This window comes from Alteribacillus sp. HJP-4, from assembly GCF_042139015.1.
GTDB lineage: Bacteria > Bacillota > Bacilli > Bacillales > Marinococcaceae > JBHIKY01.
In genome coordinates, this window is record NZ_JBHIKY010000012.1 from 19685 (window position 1) to 40182 (window position 20498).

At 38.3% G+C, this 20498-nt stretch carries 19 protein-coding genes; 5 read left to right on the forward strand and 14 right to left on the reverse strand.

Annotated elements, in window-relative coordinates; translation table 11 throughout:
- The first annotated feature begins 82 nt into the window (after positions 1–82).
- From ACE4RR_RS12570 to ACE4RR_RS12585, 4 genes are read left to right on the forward strand one after another with little or no spacing between them, the layout of a single operon-like run.
- Positions 83–1108, forward strand: coding sequence for a LacI family DNA-binding transcriptional regulator (locus ACE4RR_RS12570; protein ID WP_375535772.1), 1026 nt, complete (start codon positions 83–85; stop codon positions 1106–1108).
- Positions 1109–1122: 14 nt separating this feature from the next.
- Positions 1123–2847, forward strand: coding sequence for an alpha-amylase family glycosyl hydrolase (locus ACE4RR_RS12575; RefSeq protein ID WP_375535773.1), 1725 nt, complete (start codon positions 1123–1125; stop codon positions 2845–2847).
- A gap of 22 nt (positions 2848–2869) precedes the next feature.
- Positions 2870–4504 (forward strand): sodium:solute symporter family protein, encoded by a 1635-nt coding sequence (locus ACE4RR_RS12580; RefSeq protein WP_375535774.1) that lies wholly within the window; start codon positions 2870–2872, stop codon positions 4502–4504.
- A gap of 13 nt (positions 4505–4517) precedes the next feature.
- Positions 4518–5039 carry a hypothetical protein gene (locus ACE4RR_RS12585; RefSeq protein WP_375535775.1) on the forward strand — a complete coding sequence of 174 codons (522 nt, stop codon included), beginning with the start codon at positions 4518–4520 and terminating at the stop codon, positions 5037–5039.
- Positions 5040–6488: 1449 nt separating this feature from the next.
- Here ACE4RR_RS12585 and ACE4RR_RS12590 read toward each other — a convergent pair.
- The 3 genes from ACE4RR_RS12590 to ACE4RR_RS12600 form a co-directional block, all read right to left on the reverse strand.
- A complete protein-coding gene (locus tag ACE4RR_RS12590) occupies positions 6489–6617 on the reverse strand; it encodes a hypothetical protein (RefSeq protein ID WP_375535776.1) in 129 nt (42 codons plus the stop codon).
- Positions 6618–6636: 19 nt separating this feature from the next.
- On the reverse strand, positions 6637–7473 hold the full coding sequence (locus tag ACE4RR_RS12595; RefSeq protein ID WP_375535777.1) for an SGNH/GDSL hydrolase family protein: 837 nt from the start codon (positions 7471–7473) through the stop codon (positions 6637–6639).
- 115 nt (positions 7474–7588) lie between these two features.
- On the reverse strand, positions 7589–8053 hold the full coding sequence (locus ACE4RR_RS12600) for a hypothetical protein (protein ID WP_375535778.1): 465 nt from the start codon (positions 8051–8053) through the stop codon (positions 7589–7591).
- 371 nt (positions 8054–8424) lie between these two features.
- Between ACE4RR_RS12600 and ACE4RR_RS12605 the strand changes: the two genes are divergently transcribed.
- Positions 8425–9087: a DUF1643 domain-containing protein gene (locus ACE4RR_RS12605; protein WP_375535779.1), complete on the forward strand. Its 663-nt coding sequence runs from the start codon at positions 8425–8427 to the stop codon at positions 9085–9087.
- Here the strand turns inward: ACE4RR_RS12605 and ACE4RR_RS12610 are convergent.
- The 11 genes from ACE4RR_RS12610 to ACE4RR_RS12660 form a co-directional block, all read right to left on the reverse strand.
- Positions 9084–9509: a 3'(2'),5'-bisphosphate nucleotidase CysQ family protein gene (locus ACE4RR_RS12610; protein ID WP_375535780.1), complete on the reverse strand. Its 426-nt coding sequence runs from the start codon at positions 9507–9509 to the stop codon at positions 9084–9086. The two genes, ACE4RR_RS12605 and ACE4RR_RS12610, sit on opposite strands and share 4 nt — an antisense overlap.
- Positions 9463–9618, reverse strand: a complete 156-nt coding sequence (locus tag ACE4RR_RS12615) for an inositol monophosphatase family protein (RefSeq protein ID WP_375535866.1) — start codon at positions 9616–9618, stop codon at positions 9463–9465. Before ACE4RR_RS12615 ends, ACE4RR_RS12610 begins: the two co-directional genes overlap by 47 nt.
- A gap of 392 nt (positions 9619–10010) precedes the next feature.
- Positions 10011–11147 (reverse strand): DegT/DnrJ/EryC1/StrS family aminotransferase, encoded by a 1137-nt coding sequence (locus tag ACE4RR_RS12620; RefSeq protein ID WP_375535781.1) that lies wholly within the window; start codon positions 11145–11147, stop codon positions 10011–10013.
- Between the two features lie 16 nt (positions 11148–11163).
- The gene (locus ACE4RR_RS12625) at positions 11164–12354 is read right to left on the reverse strand and encodes an O-antigen ligase family protein (protein ID WP_375535782.1); all 1191 of its coding nucleotides are present in this window, start codon (positions 12352–12354) and stop codon (positions 11164–11166) included.
- Positions 12355–12422: 68 nt separating this feature from the next.
- Entirely contained in the window at positions 12423–13427 is a 1005-nt protein-coding gene (locus ACE4RR_RS12630) for a GNAT family N-acetyltransferase (protein ID WP_375535783.1), read from the reverse strand.
- Between the two features lie 13 nt (positions 13428–13440).
- Complete coding sequence (locus ACE4RR_RS12635; protein ID WP_375535784.1) at positions 13441–14250, reverse strand: GNAT family N-acetyltransferase; 810 nt, start codon at positions 14248–14250, stop codon at positions 13441–13443.
- Positions 14234–14869, reverse strand: coding sequence for a sugar transferase (locus ACE4RR_RS12640; RefSeq protein WP_375535785.1), 636 nt, complete (start codon positions 14867–14869; stop codon positions 14234–14236). Before ACE4RR_RS12640 ends, ACE4RR_RS12635 begins: the two co-directional genes overlap by 17 nt.
- Before the next feature lie 15 nt (positions 14870–14884).
- Positions 14885–16123, reverse strand: coding sequence for a glycosyltransferase family 4 protein (locus ACE4RR_RS12645; protein ID WP_375535786.1), 1239 nt, complete (start codon positions 16121–16123; stop codon positions 14885–14887).
- A gap of 67 nt (positions 16124–16190) precedes the next feature.
- Positions 16191–17039: a sulfotransferase domain-containing protein gene (locus ACE4RR_RS12650; protein WP_375535787.1), complete on the reverse strand. Its 849-nt coding sequence runs from the start codon at positions 17037–17039 to the stop codon at positions 16191–16193.
- Positions 17040–17051: 12 nt separating this feature from the next.
- Entirely contained in the window at positions 17052–18482 is a 1431-nt protein-coding gene (locus tag ACE4RR_RS12655; protein WP_375535788.1) for an oligosaccharide flippase family protein, read from the reverse strand.
- Positions 18483–18531: 49 nt separating this feature from the next.
- The gene (locus ACE4RR_RS12660) at positions 18532–20352 is read right to left on the reverse strand and encodes a polysaccharide biosynthesis protein (RefSeq protein WP_375535789.1); all 1821 of its coding nucleotides are present in this window, start codon (positions 20350–20352) and stop codon (positions 18532–18534) included.
- Positions 20353–20498 lie beyond the last annotated feature (146 nt).

Genomic DNA, 20498 nt, shown 5'->3' on the forward strand with positions numbered 1-20498 from the left:
GACAGAAGCTGAATTCTTATGATTGAATACAGGAAAGCGATTTCCAAAAACGTTTTTGGAAAACAATAAAGGAGGTCATGTGATGGCATCGATTCGTGATATTGCGGCAAAGACCGGGTTTTCGGTTTCGACGATTTCGCGCGCGCTTAATCAATATGATGATGTGAAGCCTGCGACAAGAGAGCTGATCATCCAGGCCGCGGAGGAGCTGAACTATTTTCCAAGTGCGGTGGCGCGGGGTCTCGTGATTAAAAAGACGTTTACGATCGGGCTTTTTTTCGGGGATCAGGTGAATTCCGGCTTCGATCATCCGTTTTTCCTTGAGGTACTTTCGGCGATCCGCAAAAAAGCCGGGGATGCCGGCTATGACCTCGTTATATTCGCCAATACCAACAAAAAAAAGTCAACCTACACCTCGCTCTGCCGGGAACGGGGCGTCGACGGCGTCTTTCTCGTGCTGACAGGAGAAGGCAAGAAAAAGACCGAGACGATTACGGAGCTGCAGGACAGCGGCATTCCATGTGTTGCGATTGATCTGCCGCTTGACGGAAGCCGTGCGACCTATGTGGAGTCGGACAATTACCACGGAGCCAAAGCAGCAGTCACGCACCTGCTTCAATCGGGGCACCGACAGATCGCGTACATAGACGGGGATGACATCAGCAAGGTGAGCGTCGACCGCCTAGGCGGCTACAAAGCGGCCTTACAGGAAAGCGGTATCACGCCAGATCCGGAGCTGATCGTTCCCGGTTATTTTGACGAGAACAGCACGAGGGGTGCGGTGCGGCAGCTGCTGGATACGGACAAAAACGTTACTGCCATCTTTGCGGCCAGTGATGAAATGGCGATCACCGCTATCGATGAACTGCACCGCCACGACAAACACGTGCCGGAGGATGTGTCCGTGATTGGCTTCGATGACCTTGCCGAAGCCGAACGGCACGATCCGCCGCTAACGACCGTGCGCCAGAACCGGTATGAGATGGGAAGTGCAGCCATCAGCATCCTCACAAAGCTGATCGATGAGCCGGAATACGAGCCGGCGCCTGCGGTGCTGCCGTGTGAATTGATCGTCCGTGCCAGCACAAGTCCCCTATTCAACGACTAAAGGAGAGAATATTCATGACGACAACGACACCCGAAACGACGAAGCGAAAATGGGAGGACAAGCTCACTCCCCTCTACGGCCCAGAAGAAGCGGCCGCCATCGTAACAAAGACTCAAGCGCTTCTTGACTCGTATTGGGATAAAAAAAGCACCAACACACCCGAGAAAACCTGGTTGAGTGAAAAGGATGTCATGCTGATAACGTACGGCGATCAGATCAGAGAGCCCGGCGAGAAGCCGCTTGCCAGCCTGCATTCTTTTCTGAACCGTTATGTAAGCGATATCGTTTCCGCAGTGCACATTCTTCCGTTTTACCCGTACTCCTCAGACGACGGTTTTTCTGTGATCGATTATTATTCGATCGATCCAGCTCTCGGAGGCTGGGAGGACGTGCGTGGCCTGTCTTCGGATTATTCTCTTATGTTTGACGCGGTCATTAATCATATTTCCGCGAAAAGCACCTGGTTTGAAGGGTATCTTCACGGAGACGCGCGCTACCGGAACTATTTTATCGAGGGCGACCCAAACGAGGACTACAGCTCGGTAACACGCCCGCGTGCGACACCGCTGCTGCATCCGTTTGAAACGGCGGAAGGCACTAAACATCTGTGGACGACGTTCAGCGATGATCAGCTCGACTTGAATGAAAATAAAGACGTGCTGCTTCATATTCTTGATGTGCTGCTGTTTTACGTGAGTCAGGGAGCGCGTTTTCTCCGGCTTGACGCGATCGGGTTTCTCTGGAAAAAGCTCGGCACCTCGAGCATTCATCTCCAGGAAACACACACGATCGTGCAATTTTACCGGGAGATGCTTGAGCTCTATGCACCGGAGACGATTATTATCACGGAGACGAATGTGCCGCACAAGGACAACATTTCCTATTTTGGAAACGGCTCCAACGAAGCGCACCTCGTCTATCAGTTTCCGCTTCCGCCGCTTACGCTTCATGCGTTTCACACGGGGCAGGCCGCCACCCTGCTCGACTGGGCCTCCGATCTTGAGCCGACCACGGAGCAGACGACGTTTTTTAATTTTCTCGCCTCGCATGACGGCATCGGTGTCGTACCGGCGAAGGGCTACTTAACCGAAGCAGACATTGAAGGCATGGCAGAAAAGGTAAAAGAAAACGGCGGCTTCGTTTCGTATAAGCGGAACAGCGACGGCAGCGAAAGCCCGTATGAGCTCAACATCAGCTACATCGACGCGCTGACCTCTCCACAGGAGACAGATGACACGCGGGTGGACCGCTTCATCGCCGCTCAGTCGATCATGCTGTCGATGATGGGGATGCCTGGCATCTATATCCACAGCCTGCTCGGATCAGTTAGTGACCGAAAAGGCGCGCTCAAAGCCGGACAGAACCGGACGATCAACCGGGAAAAACTCGAGCGCAGCTCACTCGAGGAGGAGCTGACAAACGAGGAGCATCTGCGCCACCGCGTGTTCGAACGCTACAAGCATATGCTTGCCATTCGGACCGCAGAGCCCTGCTTTCATCCGAACGCCGCGCAGAAGGTACTGCGCCTGAACCATTCCGTCTTTTCGATACAACGGACAAACGAAGAAAGTAACGAATCCATTCTCTGCCTGGTAAATATCAGCGCTTCCCCGCAGCAGCTCACGATCGGAGCAGCCAGCTGGCAGGAGCTGATAACTGATACAACGTACGAGGCGGAAAGCGGCTCGCTTTCAATTGAGCTTGCCCCGTACCAGACGATGTGGCTGAAGAAGCACTAAGAAACAAAGGAGGACGATCCTCATGGATGCAAACTTTCTGCTGATTGATTACATCATCATGTTCACCTATATTATTGCAATTGCGATATTCGGGGCGATGTTTTCAAAAAAGCAGAACACGACGAAGGACTATTTTCTCGGCGGACGCTCGATTCCGTGGTGGGCGGTCGGCCTGTCGGTGATGGCGACCCAGGCGAGCGCAATCACGTTTATCGGGGCGCCCGGCTGGGGCTACGACGGCGGCCTCGAAAGCATCACGACCTACTTAAACGTTCCGCTCGTAATGGCGTTTCTGATCGTGACGCTTGTCCCCTTCTTTTACCGGACCGAGGTGCAGACGGTCTATGAATTTCTGGAAAAACGGTTCGATATTAAAACGAGAACCCTAACAGCTGTGCTGTTTCTCGTCGCCCGCGGGCTCGCTACCGGTGTCGTCGTGTACACGCCGGCGCTCGTGCTGTCTGTAGTGACCGGCATTGATGTGAACATCATGATCATTCTGATGGCGGTCATCGGGGTTGCCTATACGGTCATGGGCGGGGTCAGTGCCGTCGTCTGGACCGATGTGATTCAAATGTTCGTGCTCTGGGCCGGGGCCGCACTCGCTCTCTGGGTGATGGTCGATACAATCCCGGGCGGCTTCAGCGGCGCGCTCGCGCTTGCCGGAGACGAAGGCATGCTTCAGTCGCTCGATCTGAGCCTGGATCTGAGCAAGGAATACAGTCTCCTCGCCGGGCTTGTCGGCGGCTTGTTTATGCATCTTGCCTACTTTGGTGCTGACCAGAGCCAGATTCAGCGGGTGCTCACGAGTAAGTCCCTGAAGGAAAGCCGGATGTCTCTGATGGTGAGCGGGATCTTCATTTTTCCGCAGATGATGCTGTTTCTCTTTATCGGGATTATGCTGTTTTCGTTCTACAACTATACCGGTGACCCCGGTCTGGACGACTTGAACGAGCTCTTTCCACTGTTTGTTGTCAATGAACTTCCTGCCGGTATCTCCGGGCTGATCATCGCAGGTGTATTCGCAGCCGCGATGTCGAGTTTGGATTCTGCTTTAAACTCTCTTTCCGCTGTCTCGGTGCGTGACCTGTACCGGCGCTTTTACAAGCCGGACGCGAGTGAGGCTCATTATTTAAAAGCCTCACGCTGGGCGACGCTGTTCTGGGGTCTGTACGCGACGGTGTTCACCTTCTTTGCCGGCAACCTCGGTCCGGTCATTGAAGTTATCAACCAGATCGGATCGTACTTTTACGGTGCGCTGTTCGGGGTATTCATCCTCGCAATCTTCATCCGGCGTACAACCGGAACCGGTGCCTTTATCGGCATTATCACCGGCATGATTATCGTGTGGACGACTGAGCAGTTGACCGACATTTCCTATTTATACAACAACGTCATCGGCACCTTTGTTTCGATCGGCGTCGGCTGGGCGGCAAGTCTTACAGGCAAAAAACCGACGAAAGAGCAGCTTCAGATACTCTCCGCTCTTGAGGAGGATAAAAACGTACAGGCCAGGCTGAAAAAACGGGCAGACAATGCCGAGAAACCGGATACCGAAACAGACAGCGAAGCGCACCAGCCATACAAATGGGTGCTGATGCTGCTAGGCTACTTCATTCTGACACTTCTGATACTTCTCTGGTTCCAGAGCCTGTAAGGAGGAATGGATCATGCTTATGATAGACCCCCGCATCAGCAAAAGCGAAGCGCTTTCCACCGTGCAGAAGCAGGAAGGCATATGGGGAAAACTGATGAAGAAAAAAGCGCCGGTGACTGCGGTCGAGCAGGGTTGGGTCCCGTTTTGGACGCATCCGTATACGCTCCACACGAGCCGGAGCATCATCCACGGCAGGATCGCGATTGAAACCTATCAGGGACTGAGTGCGATCCTGCCTGAAGATGTCACGATCCGCTCCGAGGAAAACATCGATGGCTATCAACTGCCCCCCGGCAGCGGCGAGGATCGCGGCAAGGCATATGAAGCCCTGTACTGGGAAGCCTTCGCCAAAGAGAAGAAGCGCGCCCATATCCACGTCGACATCGAACCAGGCTTTCTTCTCTACGTCCCGTACTGGATCCTCTACCGCGGACAGGAGCACGTAGAAATCACTGCCGTCGATGCCCTGAATGGAAAAATCGACCCGTCCATGAAGGATTCGATTCTGCAAAGCCTGGCTGCTGAAACGGTATAAACAAAAAAGCTTCAGCGTCCTACTTTCAAAAGAGGGCGCTGAAGCTTTAAAGTTAAAACAACACATGAATAAGATCTCTTTAAAAAACCAAATTATCTCACAACTTTTATTATGCTCTACGCTCCGCTATCACTACAAAGCTTAGCTAAAGCATATAAGTAATTTCTAGCTCTTAAAAATTAGATACCTAACTTAAAAAATAGACACCAAGAGGCAAGTTATAATAACACATTGAATACCCGAAACAACAAAGAATTTTGTTGTACGTAGATCCCCATCTTTCATGAGTCTTTGACCAACATAATTAAAAATAAGGACAATAATGAGAGTTACAATAAAAGTTATAGTTATTTCCATCGGTCTCATTCTCCTATTACATAATAGGTTTTTACTTAATGGTAAGGGTCTGCATTATGTTAAAATCAACAAATATCAAATTATTTGATTTTTGATGCAGAGATATGTAACCAAATTACAATTTAATCTTTAATCAGTCTAACTAGTCTAATTATTAATAGTAAAACAAAAAACATTGTAATAATTAAAGGGAAATAAAAAGCTAAAAAATTATTAGAAGGAACACTAGGAGTGTAGATTATTAACCAGAGCAGGGGAACTCCTGGTAACACTACTATGCTACTAATAAAATTAAGCGAATTTTTGCCTATCTTGTTTTTTATAAAAGTAGTAACAATTACATTAGAAATGAGGATAAGCACTAATATTAGTGTTAGCAAAATCAATCTCATATAATAAAATATCTCCTTTTTTATAGTTGAGATTAACTAATTATCTCAACTTAATCAAAATAAAAAAAGGGAAAACCCCTCATATTTATTAAATCTTATTTGTTTAGATTAAGGATTCGGATTAGAACCATCCCATTCTGTTCTAAAGGTCTCCAATAACTACCATCGGGGCTTCCTGGGACTTTTACAACTCTGTTAATTACTCCAGTATAATTACTATCCCTAAAATATCCGTTGATTGTATCATGTTTAACTGATGCGAATAAAGAACCTAAACCAACTGCAACACTAACATATGGCTTCCAGAACCCAGCAAGGCCAATGCCTGCCAAAACTTTTGAGTTTGTAGATAAAGGTCTTGAGATCTTAAGCTCATTAGCGATTTGTGCTACTTTAAACTTTCTCTTATGTAATTCCTGAATCTTAATGTATAAAACTAACTTCTCCTCCAGAATCCTAACCTCCAGTAAAATAACGTCACGATCTATTTTACTAAAGTAGTAGGTTGATTGAGCAAAAGTGTAAAATCCTATCGAGCAGAATGTGTTAACTCTAGATTAGCAGTTACATCCCGCCGTGAAAGATTCGATCCTGCAAAGCCTCGCTGTCGAAACAATATAAACAATAAAGCTTCAGCGTCCTTCTTACAATAGAGGGGCGCTGAAGCTTTTACTTAAACAGGCTATTTCAAAAACTAAAACTACACATGGACAAGATCTCTTACAATATAATAAACGTAATAAACGAACGTAGCTAATAGAAAGTACAATACTCCTATTTTCATAATCATTTTAGGTCCGAATTGACGAAACAATCCATTTTCATTCAATGGAATCATACTCCTTCATTTATTCGTCCTCGTCTTCCTCTACCTCATCCTCACCAGTAAAAAACGCCAGCAGATGCTCTGCCCAGAGCTCATGTCCGGCAGGCGTCACATCTAATTCGTCCACATATTCCTCAATATCTTCGTCAGTCGTATCCGGCCAGCTCTCCCAGTGGTTAATATAGATAAGCTCCTCGCTCTCTTCCATCTCCTCATTAAGCCCGTTGATCTGATCTAAATAATATTCCGCTTCAAAGATCGGCTGCGGTGGCTGGATGTAGGGCACGACGTCCGGGTTCTCATTCATCACTGTCTGTACGGTGTCTCTTAAGCTGTAAACCGTGTCTTCAATGCTGACTTCACCGTTGTCATTTAACACGAGCGGATCATACAGCAGAATATCCGGTGAAAGCTCAGCGATCTCCTCGGCACTGTCGTTATCGAGAACCTCCAGCGAATCCTGATCCTCAAAATCCACAACTTCGACCTCGATTAAATCCGTGTTATACGTCTCCTGCAGGCCATCACGAAGGAGCTCTGCATAGCTCTCGCCATCCTCGGCTGTCACCGAACCTGAGCCTGCCACTACCATCGTGAGTGGCTCTCCTTCAGCGATCGTGGCTGCCATTTTTTCCGCAAACGCAGAGTCCGCATCCTCCAATAAATCAGAGAGCTCTGCCTGCTCCGGAGCTTCTTCCGATGCGGCTTCTTCATCAGGAGCTTCTCCGGAAGGCTCTTCCTCCGTTTCCCCGCGTGCCTCGCTTACTGTCTGCTCCACCTTCTGATCAAAATGAATTTTTCCATACACCGGAACCGCAATCCCCAGCACGATAATCAATCCTAAAATAAAACGTTTCATACGTACGCTCCTATGTAAAAGTCTATTTCTCTATTATACCGCAGTTAACCGGAGGGATTAAGAAGAATTTTCGGAAATTCGACAAATTCATCCTAATGTTCCAGCGGAGCGCACGCTACTTATAATCCCAAAGCACCTTCCAATCCTTCTTTCCCTTTACCACATAAACCTCCTGGAGAAAGGCAAACGTCCCGTACTTTCCTGAATACGTTTGTTCCACGTGAAACTGATAAGCCACCTCAAAGCGCCGGGACTCCTGCTCCATCCGCCAGCCCTTCACCTTATCCACCTTTTCAATCGTAAAATCAAACGTCTCCGCCCCAAAATGATTATTAAACACATGCGCCCGGTCCTGCATCCACGTCCCCTTGCCCCAGCGCTCCTTCATCAACGGATGCAGGAGCTCCCACGACTCCGAATAATGACTATCCTGCTCATGCGTATAAAACTCCTCCACCACCTGATGCGACCGATACCCAGGAGAAAACCAATAGCCCACCTGACAGACGAGCCAGACAAATACCCCAAAGACCGCGACAATCACAAGAAGAAATGGCACATTCAGCTGTCGTCGTCCCATACTCATATCCCCTTTTGTCAAACAGGCTCTATACAAAAAGGATATGAAACAAAATTAAGTTTAGTATCAATTCAAGCTGCCAAAGAACGTTTACCTCGCTTCCCCCTGACCGATACTGAAAATAAAAACAGCAGGAGGGAACAGCATGGCGGAATTCTTTGGAGGAGTATTTATCGGAAGCGTCATTACCGTTATTATCTTGAGTGTACTTATTACCATTAACAGTAAGGACGAGGATCTTTAAGGAAAGAATTGAAACCTAAAATGTATTCCCAAAATCAAATTGGAAATATTTTAAAAATTAAGGTAAAATATATACAATATTTTTTATTACAGTACTATCTAAAAATTGAATAGCCTGGAGGGATACTATGGAATTTGTCAAAGCCGAGGCACTGAAGAAGGAGTATGCTGTGGATGGGAGTTTCTATAACGCCAATTACTCTGATCAAGTCTTTGAATGCAGGAATTATGCCCACATTTACAACAAGCATGACAAATCCAGTAAAAGGTTAGATGCCATACTCACATTAGTAAACCCAGGCTTGTGTTCCCCAGCAAATGCGTCAGACCTGATACCGGGAACAGCCACCAGCTGCAGGGACCTGGAAAAGTTCACTCCTGCAAAAACAGATAACACTCAATACCAAGTCATGAGATTAATGAAGTTAAAAAACTGGAACAAAGTGTTGATCATTAACCTATCTGATCTGCGAGCCGGCAATCTAAAAGAGTTATATAAAAAACTAAGTGCAGCTCAACATGCCGGATTTGCAGAGCATAGTATTTTTTCAGAATCAAGAAAAAAAGAACTAGAACGTTTAGTCTTTCTTTGCGATGGACCAATAATTGTAGGATGGGGAACTGATCCGATTGTAAACAAACTTGCTCCAAAAGCACTATCAGCACTGCCAAAGAACAGAACAGTGGGCCTCCCTCATAATAAAGGAAAGTATTACTACTACCATCCAAGTCCACCGCGTAAGGATGGGAAAGAATTTTGGCTTAAGTCCATTGCTGAAAAAATATCTTAACGAGGCATAGCCCCCCCCCCCCACTTCATTAACTTAAGGTCTAGTTGCCAAAACCATGGATTTCTCAAATTTTCTTTGTTATAAGTAAGCGGCAGGCTTTCATCCGCAATTTCTACTTTTCCGCCTGCTAGCTCTACAATTGCCTGTCCGGCACCGGTGTCCCACTCCATCGTTGGAGCGTAACGTGGATAAAAGTCGGCTTTCCCCTCAGCAACAAGACAAAGCTTTAAAGAGCTGCCTGCGGAAACTGTTTTGACCTCTTCATAGGATTCTTTCAATTTATTAATAAATGATTCAGTTTCCTCCGACATATGCGAGCGGCTAGTTACTACAGTAGCCGCCTTATTGTCTGGATCCTGGAAAGGAAGCTTTATTTTATTTTGTTTCTCTATCTGATACAAAAACACACTTGTATGCTCCATGTTCTTCATCGGCTACATATAAGTCTTTCAAAGAGGGAACATATACCACTCCAAAAACCGGCTTGCCTTCTCGAATCAATGCAATATTTACAGTGAATTCACCGTTTATCTTATTAAATTCTTTTGTTCCGTCAAGCGGGTCAACGAGCCAGAATTCATCCCAACTATTTCGTTCTTTTCAATCCAGAAGATACCCCTCTTCATTTAGAATGGGGGTCAAAGGAAAATATTTTCACAGTTCTTTTTTTATAAATTGGTGGGAAAGCTCATCTGCCATGGTTATTGGAAACTCATTTTCTTTATATTTAACATTAAAGTGAGTATCAAATATTTTCATAATCTCCCACCCAGCCATAATAGCTGCCTTAATTACTTATTTAAATGCATAGCCTCCTAAATTAAATACATTGTATATCTTTAAAAATAACTCATGATTTACTCGACTGAATCTCATCTAACGTTTGTTTGTCTGTGTCACGATAATTTCTGCATTAAGAGACTTTAAACTAGTAATGATTTTATAATTGAGATAACTCTATCTTGATCAGTTTCCTTCAAATTTGAGCCTGATGGGAGACACAATCCATATTGAAAAAGTTCATCTGAAAAACTATACCATTCTTCGTGCGTGTAGTATTCACTTCCCTCAAAGGCTGGTTGTAAATGCAAAGGCTTCCAAACAGGACGAGCCTCAATATTTTCCCCTGCCAAAGCTTCTATTACATCAAAATGTGTTATACCTGCCTTTTCAGGATCCACAGTTAACGCTGTTAGCCAACGGTTCGATTTTGTACCCTCTAATTCTGGCATGAAAGAGAATCCGGATTGCTTTCGAAGAGCTTCAACATAGCGATTAAAAACTCGTCTGCGCTGGGATACACGTTGGTCGAGAACTTCCAGCTGCCCTCGCCCAATGCCAGCCACTATATTACTCATTCTGTAATTATAGCCTATTTCACTATGCTGATAATGAAGCGCCTGATCTCGTGCTTGGGTAGCTAAATATCTGGATCTCTCTAAAGCTTTCATATCATTGGAAACAAGAGCACCTCCACCTGAAGTTGTGATAATTTTATTTCCATTAAATGAAAAGATGCCGAAGTCTCCAAAAGTGCCGCTTTTTCTTCCTTTATACTCACTACCTAATGACTCAGCAGCATCTTCAATTACTGGTACATTATATTTTTGACAAATGTCCATAAGGTCATCAATACGAGCACTTTGACCGTATAAATTCACAATTATCACAGCTTTAGGTAACCTCTTATTTTTATTCGCTTCATCTAATGCACGTTCCAGTGCCCATGGAGACATATTCCAAGTTGCGGGTTCAGAATCAATGAATACAGGTCGAGCACCTTGATAGATAATAGGATTTGCACTTGCAACAAAAGTTAACGTAGAACAAAATACCGTATCTCCTGTACCCGCCCCAAGTAATCGCAATGCTAAGTGTATTGCAGCAGTGCCTGAACTTACAACGGAGGCCCCACTAACATTGTTATAATCAGACAACTCGCTCTCTAGAGCGTCGACGTTATTACCAAGTGGGGCAATCCAATTTAAATCAAATGCTTCTTTTATGTATTTTTGTTCCTTACCACTCATATGTGGGGGAGATAAAAAAATTCGTTGCATCTAGTTTATCCTTTCTTTAAAAAAATTTACTATTAAAAATTACTTTTTTTGTATTTAATGAAAAATATATCAGAGGTATTACCCATAAATAAAAATATCTAAAATCATATAAATTTCCAGAAAACATATGAACAATAACCATATAAAAAGGTAAGCTTGAGAATATAAAGACTTCTGAATTTTTCAATCTATATGGTAAATAAAACGAAGTAATTAATAAAAATATAAAAAAGAAAAAGCCCGGCAAGCCCGTGTCGATCATTAATTCTAAAAGTAGATTATGAGGGTAGTTTTCGCCAGTTTCAATAGAATATCCATTTAGACCATATCCCCAAAGTGGATTTTTACTTATCATATTAATAGAATTATCATAAATAATATCACGCCCAGCTGTATAAATTTTATCTTGGGCAAAAGTCGTTTCAACCATTCTATTTAAAAATACTCTTTTTATTTGTTCTAACGTTGTAAGTATTAATAAACTAGAAACTATTACTATACTTAACTTTTTTATAGAAAACTTATATACCCCCTTGTTTTTCCATTTAAAAATTAAAGTAATTAAAGCCACACATGTTAAGGTTACAGCTGCACCAACAATTCCTCCTCTTGAACCAACGAGGATTATTCCGATTAAAAAGAATATAATTAATAATGAGTATTTCAATCTCTTGGTCAAAGTATATTTAAATATCGCACAACATGCTGCAAAAAATAATACTCTTGTAGTAACGTTAGGGCCGCTAAAATTAAAATTACCTCTTTCAGCACCAGTACTTACACTTAAAAATATTGGTATTGCATATATGATACCAACTAATATAAATAACCCGGCTAAAAAATTAAAAAATTCTCTTTTCTCAAAAGCATTTAAAACTATTACTAAACTTATAATTAATAATAATAAAAAAAATATATCATAAACCTTTTCCAACGAAATTTCCATATCTCTACTCTGGAATATTGTTAAAAATGATATAAAAAAATATACAATTGTAATAAATACAAAATAGGTTAAATTTTTATTTATTGTTTTTTTATGAACGATTTCTTTAAAATTTATTAATATTAGAAAAGATATTAAAAATAAAAAAAATAATAGATACCTCACCTCAATTCCTTTTTCAAAATTCATTAAGGTTATAGAGAAATCACCTGAAAGAAAAGTAGTAATTAATAAAAATAAAACTATTTTTTTCTGAGCCATTTTTATATCCTCTTAAAAATATTTTATATGCTGAAAATCTATTACTAAAATTCAATTCCATTCCATTTTTATATTTTCATTCTACTATACCTATAAGCTGGAAAATACTCAATTTGACTATTCACTCCTGTTATTTCACAAAGCTTTTTGTGAACATCATTATTCCAAATTTTTTTACCAATATAAAAATCATATTTTGTATTTTTAGCAAAACCTTTTTTAAATTTATACAAACCATCCTCAGTTGAATTGGTACGCCCCCCTCCATGATGTATGATACTATAGCCTTTTTCCTTTCCCCATAAAGTAATGGCATACCTTAATATATAGGCCGGGGATAGATGAAGATAGTTACTTAAAGTACCTGATAAATGAATGTGAATTAAATCATTGTAAATGAAAAAAAGACCTTGGGCAATCGTTTTATTCTGAAAATTAGCTTTGACATTTATTATATTATTTTGAAAATGAGTAATTACCTTATTAAAATAATCATCATCAAAATAGTAGAAATCGGAAGCATTATTCCTTTTCATGGTAGAATAATAAATTTCTTTAAATTCCTCCAGATTTGAAGGCTTCTCAATAATTTCATAACTAACTCCTTTCCTTAATGAGCGCCTAATATTGCTTCTGGTTTTCTTTGTAAATTCCATATTAAAGGGATCACTAAAATCCTTTAAGTTTGTTCCAACAGTTTCCTTTATACATGTCACATCATAGAATGATTTAAAATCTTCAACATTTCTTATTAAAGGATGAAATCGAATAAATTCACTTACTATTCGATTTTCTTTACAATATAAGTAAAAAGATTTAATAAATTCTGAAACAAATTTATCCTTATTTCCTTCACACCATTTCTCAATAATTGGACCTCCATACCCGTAAGGAGTTATAATATCGTAATAAGTTTCATTATTTATCTTTATTGGTATCTCACGTAATATAAACTGATGCTTTGCACTACCTAATGTGGATTTGTAATTAAAAACCTTCGCTTTTCCTTTTTCCATTTTTTCATACATTGTTCCATAATGATCATTAAAATAAATATCAAGATCTTTATTCAACATAACATCTCCTCTACACAAACCTAGTATCTATGATCGAATGCATTCTATAAGATGTAACTGCTTTTATTAAATAGTCATTAAAACCATAATTTTTCATTAAATTTTTATCATAAGAAACTACCAACAATTTTCTATGTGGTTGCAATTTTTTTAGATTTTTTAGTAATTCAGGATAATCTAATACATTTTCATTAACTTTATATAACTCATTATGAATTCTTCCGATTTCAAAATCATTATTTTTATATAATACTTGCATTTTAGAAAAACCAAATTCTTTCTGAATTATTTCGGATTGGGGAAAATCTAAGATTTCAATATCATATTTTCCTCTCTTAGAATCAAAGGGATTATAAATGTAATACCAGTAAGTAGATAATATTTTTTTAAAACCTTTTTTCTCATACCACTTTCTAGCTTGTATATTGCTTTCAAAAACATCTAAAAATAGATTTCCTATTCCATACTTTTTTGCAAATTGAACATAGTGGTCAAATAAAGCTTTACCCACGCCTTTTCCTTGACAGTTAGAGGAAACGTGAATGTTATTTAAGTGTAATTTACTCTTATTTTTTTTTAAGTTAACGAACCCCACTAATTTTTCTTCTACAAAAGCTCCAAATAGGTAATTGTTAGTTAAATGTGAGTCACTCCTAATTATTTTACCTAGATAATTATTATATCCAGGAGAACAATAGATGGTTAAAGGATATATTTTTGATTCAATATTATCTTTTAATAAAGTGATAACTTGTCCAATTTCATACTTGTTTATTTCTCTAATAAGTACATCCACTTTTATATCAACTTCTTTCTTCATCTAAATTCAACATTCCTACTGATGTTGGATCTTCATTAATTCCATCTTTTTTTATTACTTTTAATAAAGTTTTAAATAATATTTTGAAATCTAATATAATTGATCTGCTTTCTACATATATTACATCAAGCTCCAGACGCTCATCCCATGGCAAGCCATTTCTTCCATTTATTTGAGCTAAACCAGTAATGCCTGGCCTTACCTCATGTCTTTTTTTTTCTCGTTCATTATAAAAAGGTAAATATTTAATCAAGAGGGGTCTGGGACCAACAAAACTCATTTCTCCATTTAATACGTTTATTAGTTGAGGTAATTCATCTAGACTTGTTTTTCTAATAATTCTTCCTACTTTAGTTAGTCTTTTATTATTAGGCAATAATACTCCAGATTCATTTACAGAATTATTCATTGTACGAAACTTTCTTATTTTAAAAAGAATTTCATTTTTCCCTGGTCTAGTTTGTATAAAATAAACAGGTTTCCCCATAGTAATCAAAATTAAAAGAGATATTGTTAACATCAATGGTAATGTTAATAACAATAGTATACTAGACATCAGTATGTCTAATGAACGTTTTATCATATATGCTCTCTCCCTATATTTAAGGTCTTTAGCCATAACAATTTACTCATTTTATACATTACCCGCTCCTACGTCGCATAAAATTTTTTCTACCTGGAGTGCCAACTTATTTCTATCATACTTACTTTCCGCTAATTTCCTTGCTCTATTCCCCATGTCTTTTAGCAAAATCTTACTTTCCATTTTACTTAGGTCATCTAATAATTCTGCTAATCTTTTAGGGTCTTTAGGATCCGTATAGAAACCGATATCGTTTTTCTCAACTATCTCCTTTGTCCAACCATTAGAGTTAACAATGGTAGGCAATCCAGCAGCAAGAGAATCAAAAAATTTATTAGGTGAATTAGTTGCTAGTATAGGAATATTTTTAAAAGATGTAATAGAAAGGTCACATGCTGCCAATAAGTCTGGCATACTTTTTTTGGGGATATTTCCAGTAAAAATAACATTATTTAGTCTATAATTTTTACACATTTTTTTCAAAATAGGTTTTGTTCCCCCATCTCCCGTAAGGAGGAACTTTACATTATTATTGTTTTTTTGTTTCAAATAATAAGCAGCTTTAATTAAATATTCTAACCCATTCGCACTTCCCATAGAACCTGGATGAATTACTACTAAATTATTTTGTAATTCAAATTTATTTATAAAAAATTCCTTGTTTTTGACCGTTTTAAATAAATCTAAATCGCAACAATTAGGTACCATACTAATATCGTTTTTATCTATTCCAGAGTTTCGTACTCCCAACTCCATACCAGGTGAAAGTGCTACAATATGAGATGAGTTTTTATAAATTGTTTTTTCTAGTTTTGTAAGTAATTTTAATATTACAGGGCTTTTAATTGCCCCCATTTGTTTTGGGGCTTCTGGCCACAAATCCCTCACTTCAAAAACATAAGGTGTTTTTTTAATTTTTTTTATGAGTAAAGCAGGTACTCCAACCGTTAAAGGGGTTGAAGTCGCGTATATTACATCATAATCTTTAAGAAATATTGATTTCAAAGAGGATAAAAATAAAAAATTCAAGAATGAAATAATTCTACGGGAATAACTCATATAATTAGAATACTTATTCTTTATGGCAATCACATGGATTCGCTCTATATAATATTCATTTATAAATATAGACTTTTTAAACGGTTTTTCGTTAATTATTAATTTAGAATCCCCTGTCAACATAGTGACCGTGTGACCTTTTTCAACAAGTTTTTTTGCAAACTCATAAGAGCGTATACCTGCACTACTTTCTCTAGTTTTAAAGTATTGATGAATATATAAAATCTTCAAAGTTACACACCTCACTATTAATTAACTCTTCTTAGAATGGAATTGGATGATTAATGTAAGAGCTATATTATTTCCACTCAATTAAACTTTTACCTATTAAACCTTCTAATTTTGAAATATCCATGTGGTAATATTCATTAAGTTTTGATCTAACATTTTTTTGAAGTTCTATGTCACTCTTTACTGAATTGATTTTTCTATAAAATTCAGCTAACCGTATTTTTCGCACTAGAACAATTACCCACGGGGCATTTATCTTCATGATTTTATATATTTTAACTCTTGCTTTTTCTAATATATAGTATTTTGGAATTGTTCCTAGGCTTACTTTTTTATCGATTATAGTTGGCAAATAATTTGAGTCTATTTCTAAATATTTATATAACCTTTGAATTTCTTTTTGAGGCTCCTTATCTAGTTCTTCCTTTATAATTATGCATACGTTTTCCCGACCAAAAGTTTCAATATATTTTTTAACTTGATTATAATACAAGCCTTTTTCTAATAACTCCGGGTACGTTTTTACCACGTTATTAAACTGTTCAAGAGTGATTGATTCAACGTTCATATTATCATGGTTGCTTTCGTTCCTATATACGTGCTTATAATGAGATAAAAACCTGTCAATTGGATTCCTTAATGAAATTATTATTTTTATATTTCCTAATTTCTTTTTTATTTTTTCAGCCACATTATAGTTATCTAAATATGAGGTTGAGAATTCCCCAATAGCTTTATATTCAGAGGAGTTCTTAAAATGATTAAAATACCATTTCTCCCCTTTATATTCTAACTTTGAAAAATAATGTACTTCTTTATTATTACTTAAAAACACTTCTGGGTGCGCTCTTAGACATTCAGATATCCAAGTTGTCGCACATTTCATTCCACCTACACCGATAAAATTCGGTTTCATTTTACCCACACCTTAAACAGTTTTTATTTTATTTATCATTGAATTTACTAACTTCCTATTAAATAAAAATGTTAGTATAAAATAAATTATTATTCCTAGAATTATTAATACTGCTAAAATAGCGTATTTATTTGAGATAAAGTTAATAATAGTTGGCTTTAATAATAAAATTAATACAGTCATAATTATTGAGTTAATTAAATTTATTTTAATAGATTGATAAAACAATTTAAAATTACTATTAAGTTGATTTAGTAACCTTTTCAATAAATAGAAATCAAAAATAATGGTATTAATTAAAATTGCAAACGCAACTCCAGTTAATCCGAAATTAGAACCTATTATTATGACAATAACAAGAGTTGTAAAAGATATAATTTTGTTGTAAAAGTCTATTGCAGGTTTTCCAATTCCTTGTAAAAATCTAGTAGTTATATGACTAAAGGCTGCGATAACTCCTGCTATAATTAACACTTTCAATATATTCGCTGATTCTTTCCAATCTTCACCATACAATATAATTACAAATTCTTCTGATATTGAATAAAGCCCTAAACAAAGTGGATACATAATAAATGTAACTTTTTCAGTTATATTCACAAATAATTTTTTTAACTTTATAGAATCTTCCTGCAAACGAGAGATTTCTGGAAATAAGACTTTAGCTATTGTTCCCCCAATATAAAATTTCACAAGTGTGCTCCATTGAAAAGCTATCGTATAAATCCCTAAACTACTAGCACCTAATAATAAACCAATTAATAAATAGTCCACATGATTTTTAAAAAATTCTAAGATTCTACTACCAAGAACATTTAGACTGAAGGGAATTATCTCTTTATATGTTTGTTTGTTAGGCAACTTTTTTAAGTAATTTCTTCTATTCAAGGATAGCAATAAAATGGTATGAAATACTGGTCTGAATATAACTCTTGTGCAAATAGCCAAAACTCCAGAGGAGAAATGCAGTACTAAAAAAGTTAAGAAAAAGACAATTATTTCTGAAATCAATTCTATTATAGTAAGTTTTTTAAACGCTCTGGATCTCATCACCAACCCTTTTGCACACAATCCAAAAGATGCTAATAAGATACCTATAATAGAAAAATAGAGTACCTCTTTTAATTGTGGCATACCATAGAAATTTGCCAAAAGAGGTGCTACAATAATAATCACAATACATAAACAAATAGATAATAAAATATTTAAAAGAAAGGTAGCAGATATTGTTAAGTCGTCAATTTTTTTATTTTGTATTATTGATGCATTTAACCCTGCCTCTTGGACTATAAAGCAAAAAAGTATTACTGTACTAGCAATACTGGCTACTCCAAATATTTCTGGATTAAGCATTCTTGCTAGGATAACATTTAATAATAAACCAATTAATTGAATTATTATCGTACCTATCGTGTACCAACTAATATTCTTAAACAAGGTCATTTTTTTACTCCATATAATAATGATAATATACTAGTATTCTATTAAAAAATTATCGCGCATTACTTAAAGTCTTTTCTTCCACTTCTTTTAAATTTCCTAAGTTTAGTAACCTTTCCTTCAATTCTATGGTTGATAAGTAGGAATGTTCATCTAATATTTCCTTGATGTAATCAATATGAATTTCCGGAGTTTTTCCAACATAAATTTTTGGATGAATTTGTTTAGGATAAACTTCATTTTCTTTTAGGAGTTCTTCATACATCTTCTCTCCTGGACGTATGCCGGAGAATTGAACTCCAATATCATCGATTTTATACCCTGATAGTTGAATTAAATTCTTTGCAAGGTCAATTATTTTAACCGGTTCACCCATATCTAACACAAAAATTTCCCCACCTTTTGCTAATGCTCCTGCTTGTATAACGAGCCGGGAAGCCTCAGGAATTGTCATAAAGTATCGGGTCATGTCAGGATGAGTGACGGTAACAGGGCCTCCGCTTTGGATCTGATCTTTGAAAAGGGGGATAACACTGCCTCGACTTCCTAAAACATTACCAAAGCGAACTGAGACGAAGTTGGTGCTACTTGATTGATCCATGTTTTGGACTATTATTTCGGCTAGACGCTTTGTCGCACCCATGACACTAGTAGGGTTAACAGCTTTGTCACTTGAAATCATAACAAATGTTTTTGTTCCAAATTTATTTGCTGCCTCAGCCAAGTTTTTAGTTCCTATTACATTATTTTTAACTGCTTCTTCAGGATTCCTTTCCATTAGTGGTACATGCTTATGTGCTGCAGCATGGAAAACGACTTCTGGTTTTTCACGTCTAAAGATGCTTAACATTTTATTCGCATCTTTAATATCTGAGATTTCTGTAACAATTTCAGATATTACGTTTCGTTTTTTTAAATTCATTTCAATATCGTAAATACTATTCTCTCCATGGCCTAGAAGTAGAATGCGTTTTGGCTCAAATCGAGCTACTTGTCTAGAAATTTCTGATCCAATTGAACCTCCTGCACCGGAGATAAGGATTGTCTTACCAGTAATGTAATCAGATATTCCATTTAGGTCGAGCTCGACAGGTTCCCTACCTAAGAGATCTTCAACCTGTACATCACGGAACTGGTTAACAGAGACTTTACCTGTAAGGAGGTCTTCTAACATAGGAAGAATTTGAGTTTTAATTTTAGTTTTTTTACAAATATCGTAAATTCTTGTAAGTTCAGATTGCGATAAAGAGGGTATAGCTATTATAATATGTTCTATATTTTGTTTTTTTACAATATCTTCCGTGTTGTTTATTGAGCCTTCCACAGGGATTCCCATAATTTCCAATTGCAACTTTGCTATATCATCATCAACAAAAGCCACAGGCTGCAGTTCACTCCCGTTGCTTTTAAGCATCTGCCGTGCAACCATACAACCTGCGTTGCCAGCCCCAATAATAAGCGATCTTTTTTTGTTCAATTGCGGTTTCATATATGTATCCCGGTACATCCTCCACGCAAAGCGGGAACCCCCTATGAGGAGAATATGAAGCATCCAGGTAATAAGTATCGTTCTGCTGTGTAAAGTGTTAAAGAATAACATTTGCATAAGTGCGGTACTTGCAATGGAAAGCGTTACTCCTTTGAATATCTCCGTCAGCTCACTGATACTCGCGTACTGCCAGACACGTTTATACAATTTAAAAAAATGAGCAAATATGTGGTGTGAAATTACAAGTGTGATAGAGCTAGTAAATATAATTGGTGAATTAATATAATCCGTATTATAGATAAGATAGCCGCCAATAAACACCGCAACTGTGACAATAAAAGTATCCACGCCCATTAATAACATCAGTCTTTTTCCGTACGTCACTGGCTGTCCTCCTCTTTCGCATTTTCCTAACAGATATAGATGCAATACTTTTCTAGGACAGATTACATAAAAATACTTACGTCCTGAGTCTATAATTATTCCAAAAAAAACCAATTTTTTCTGATACTTTCCTATTTTACTGCCAT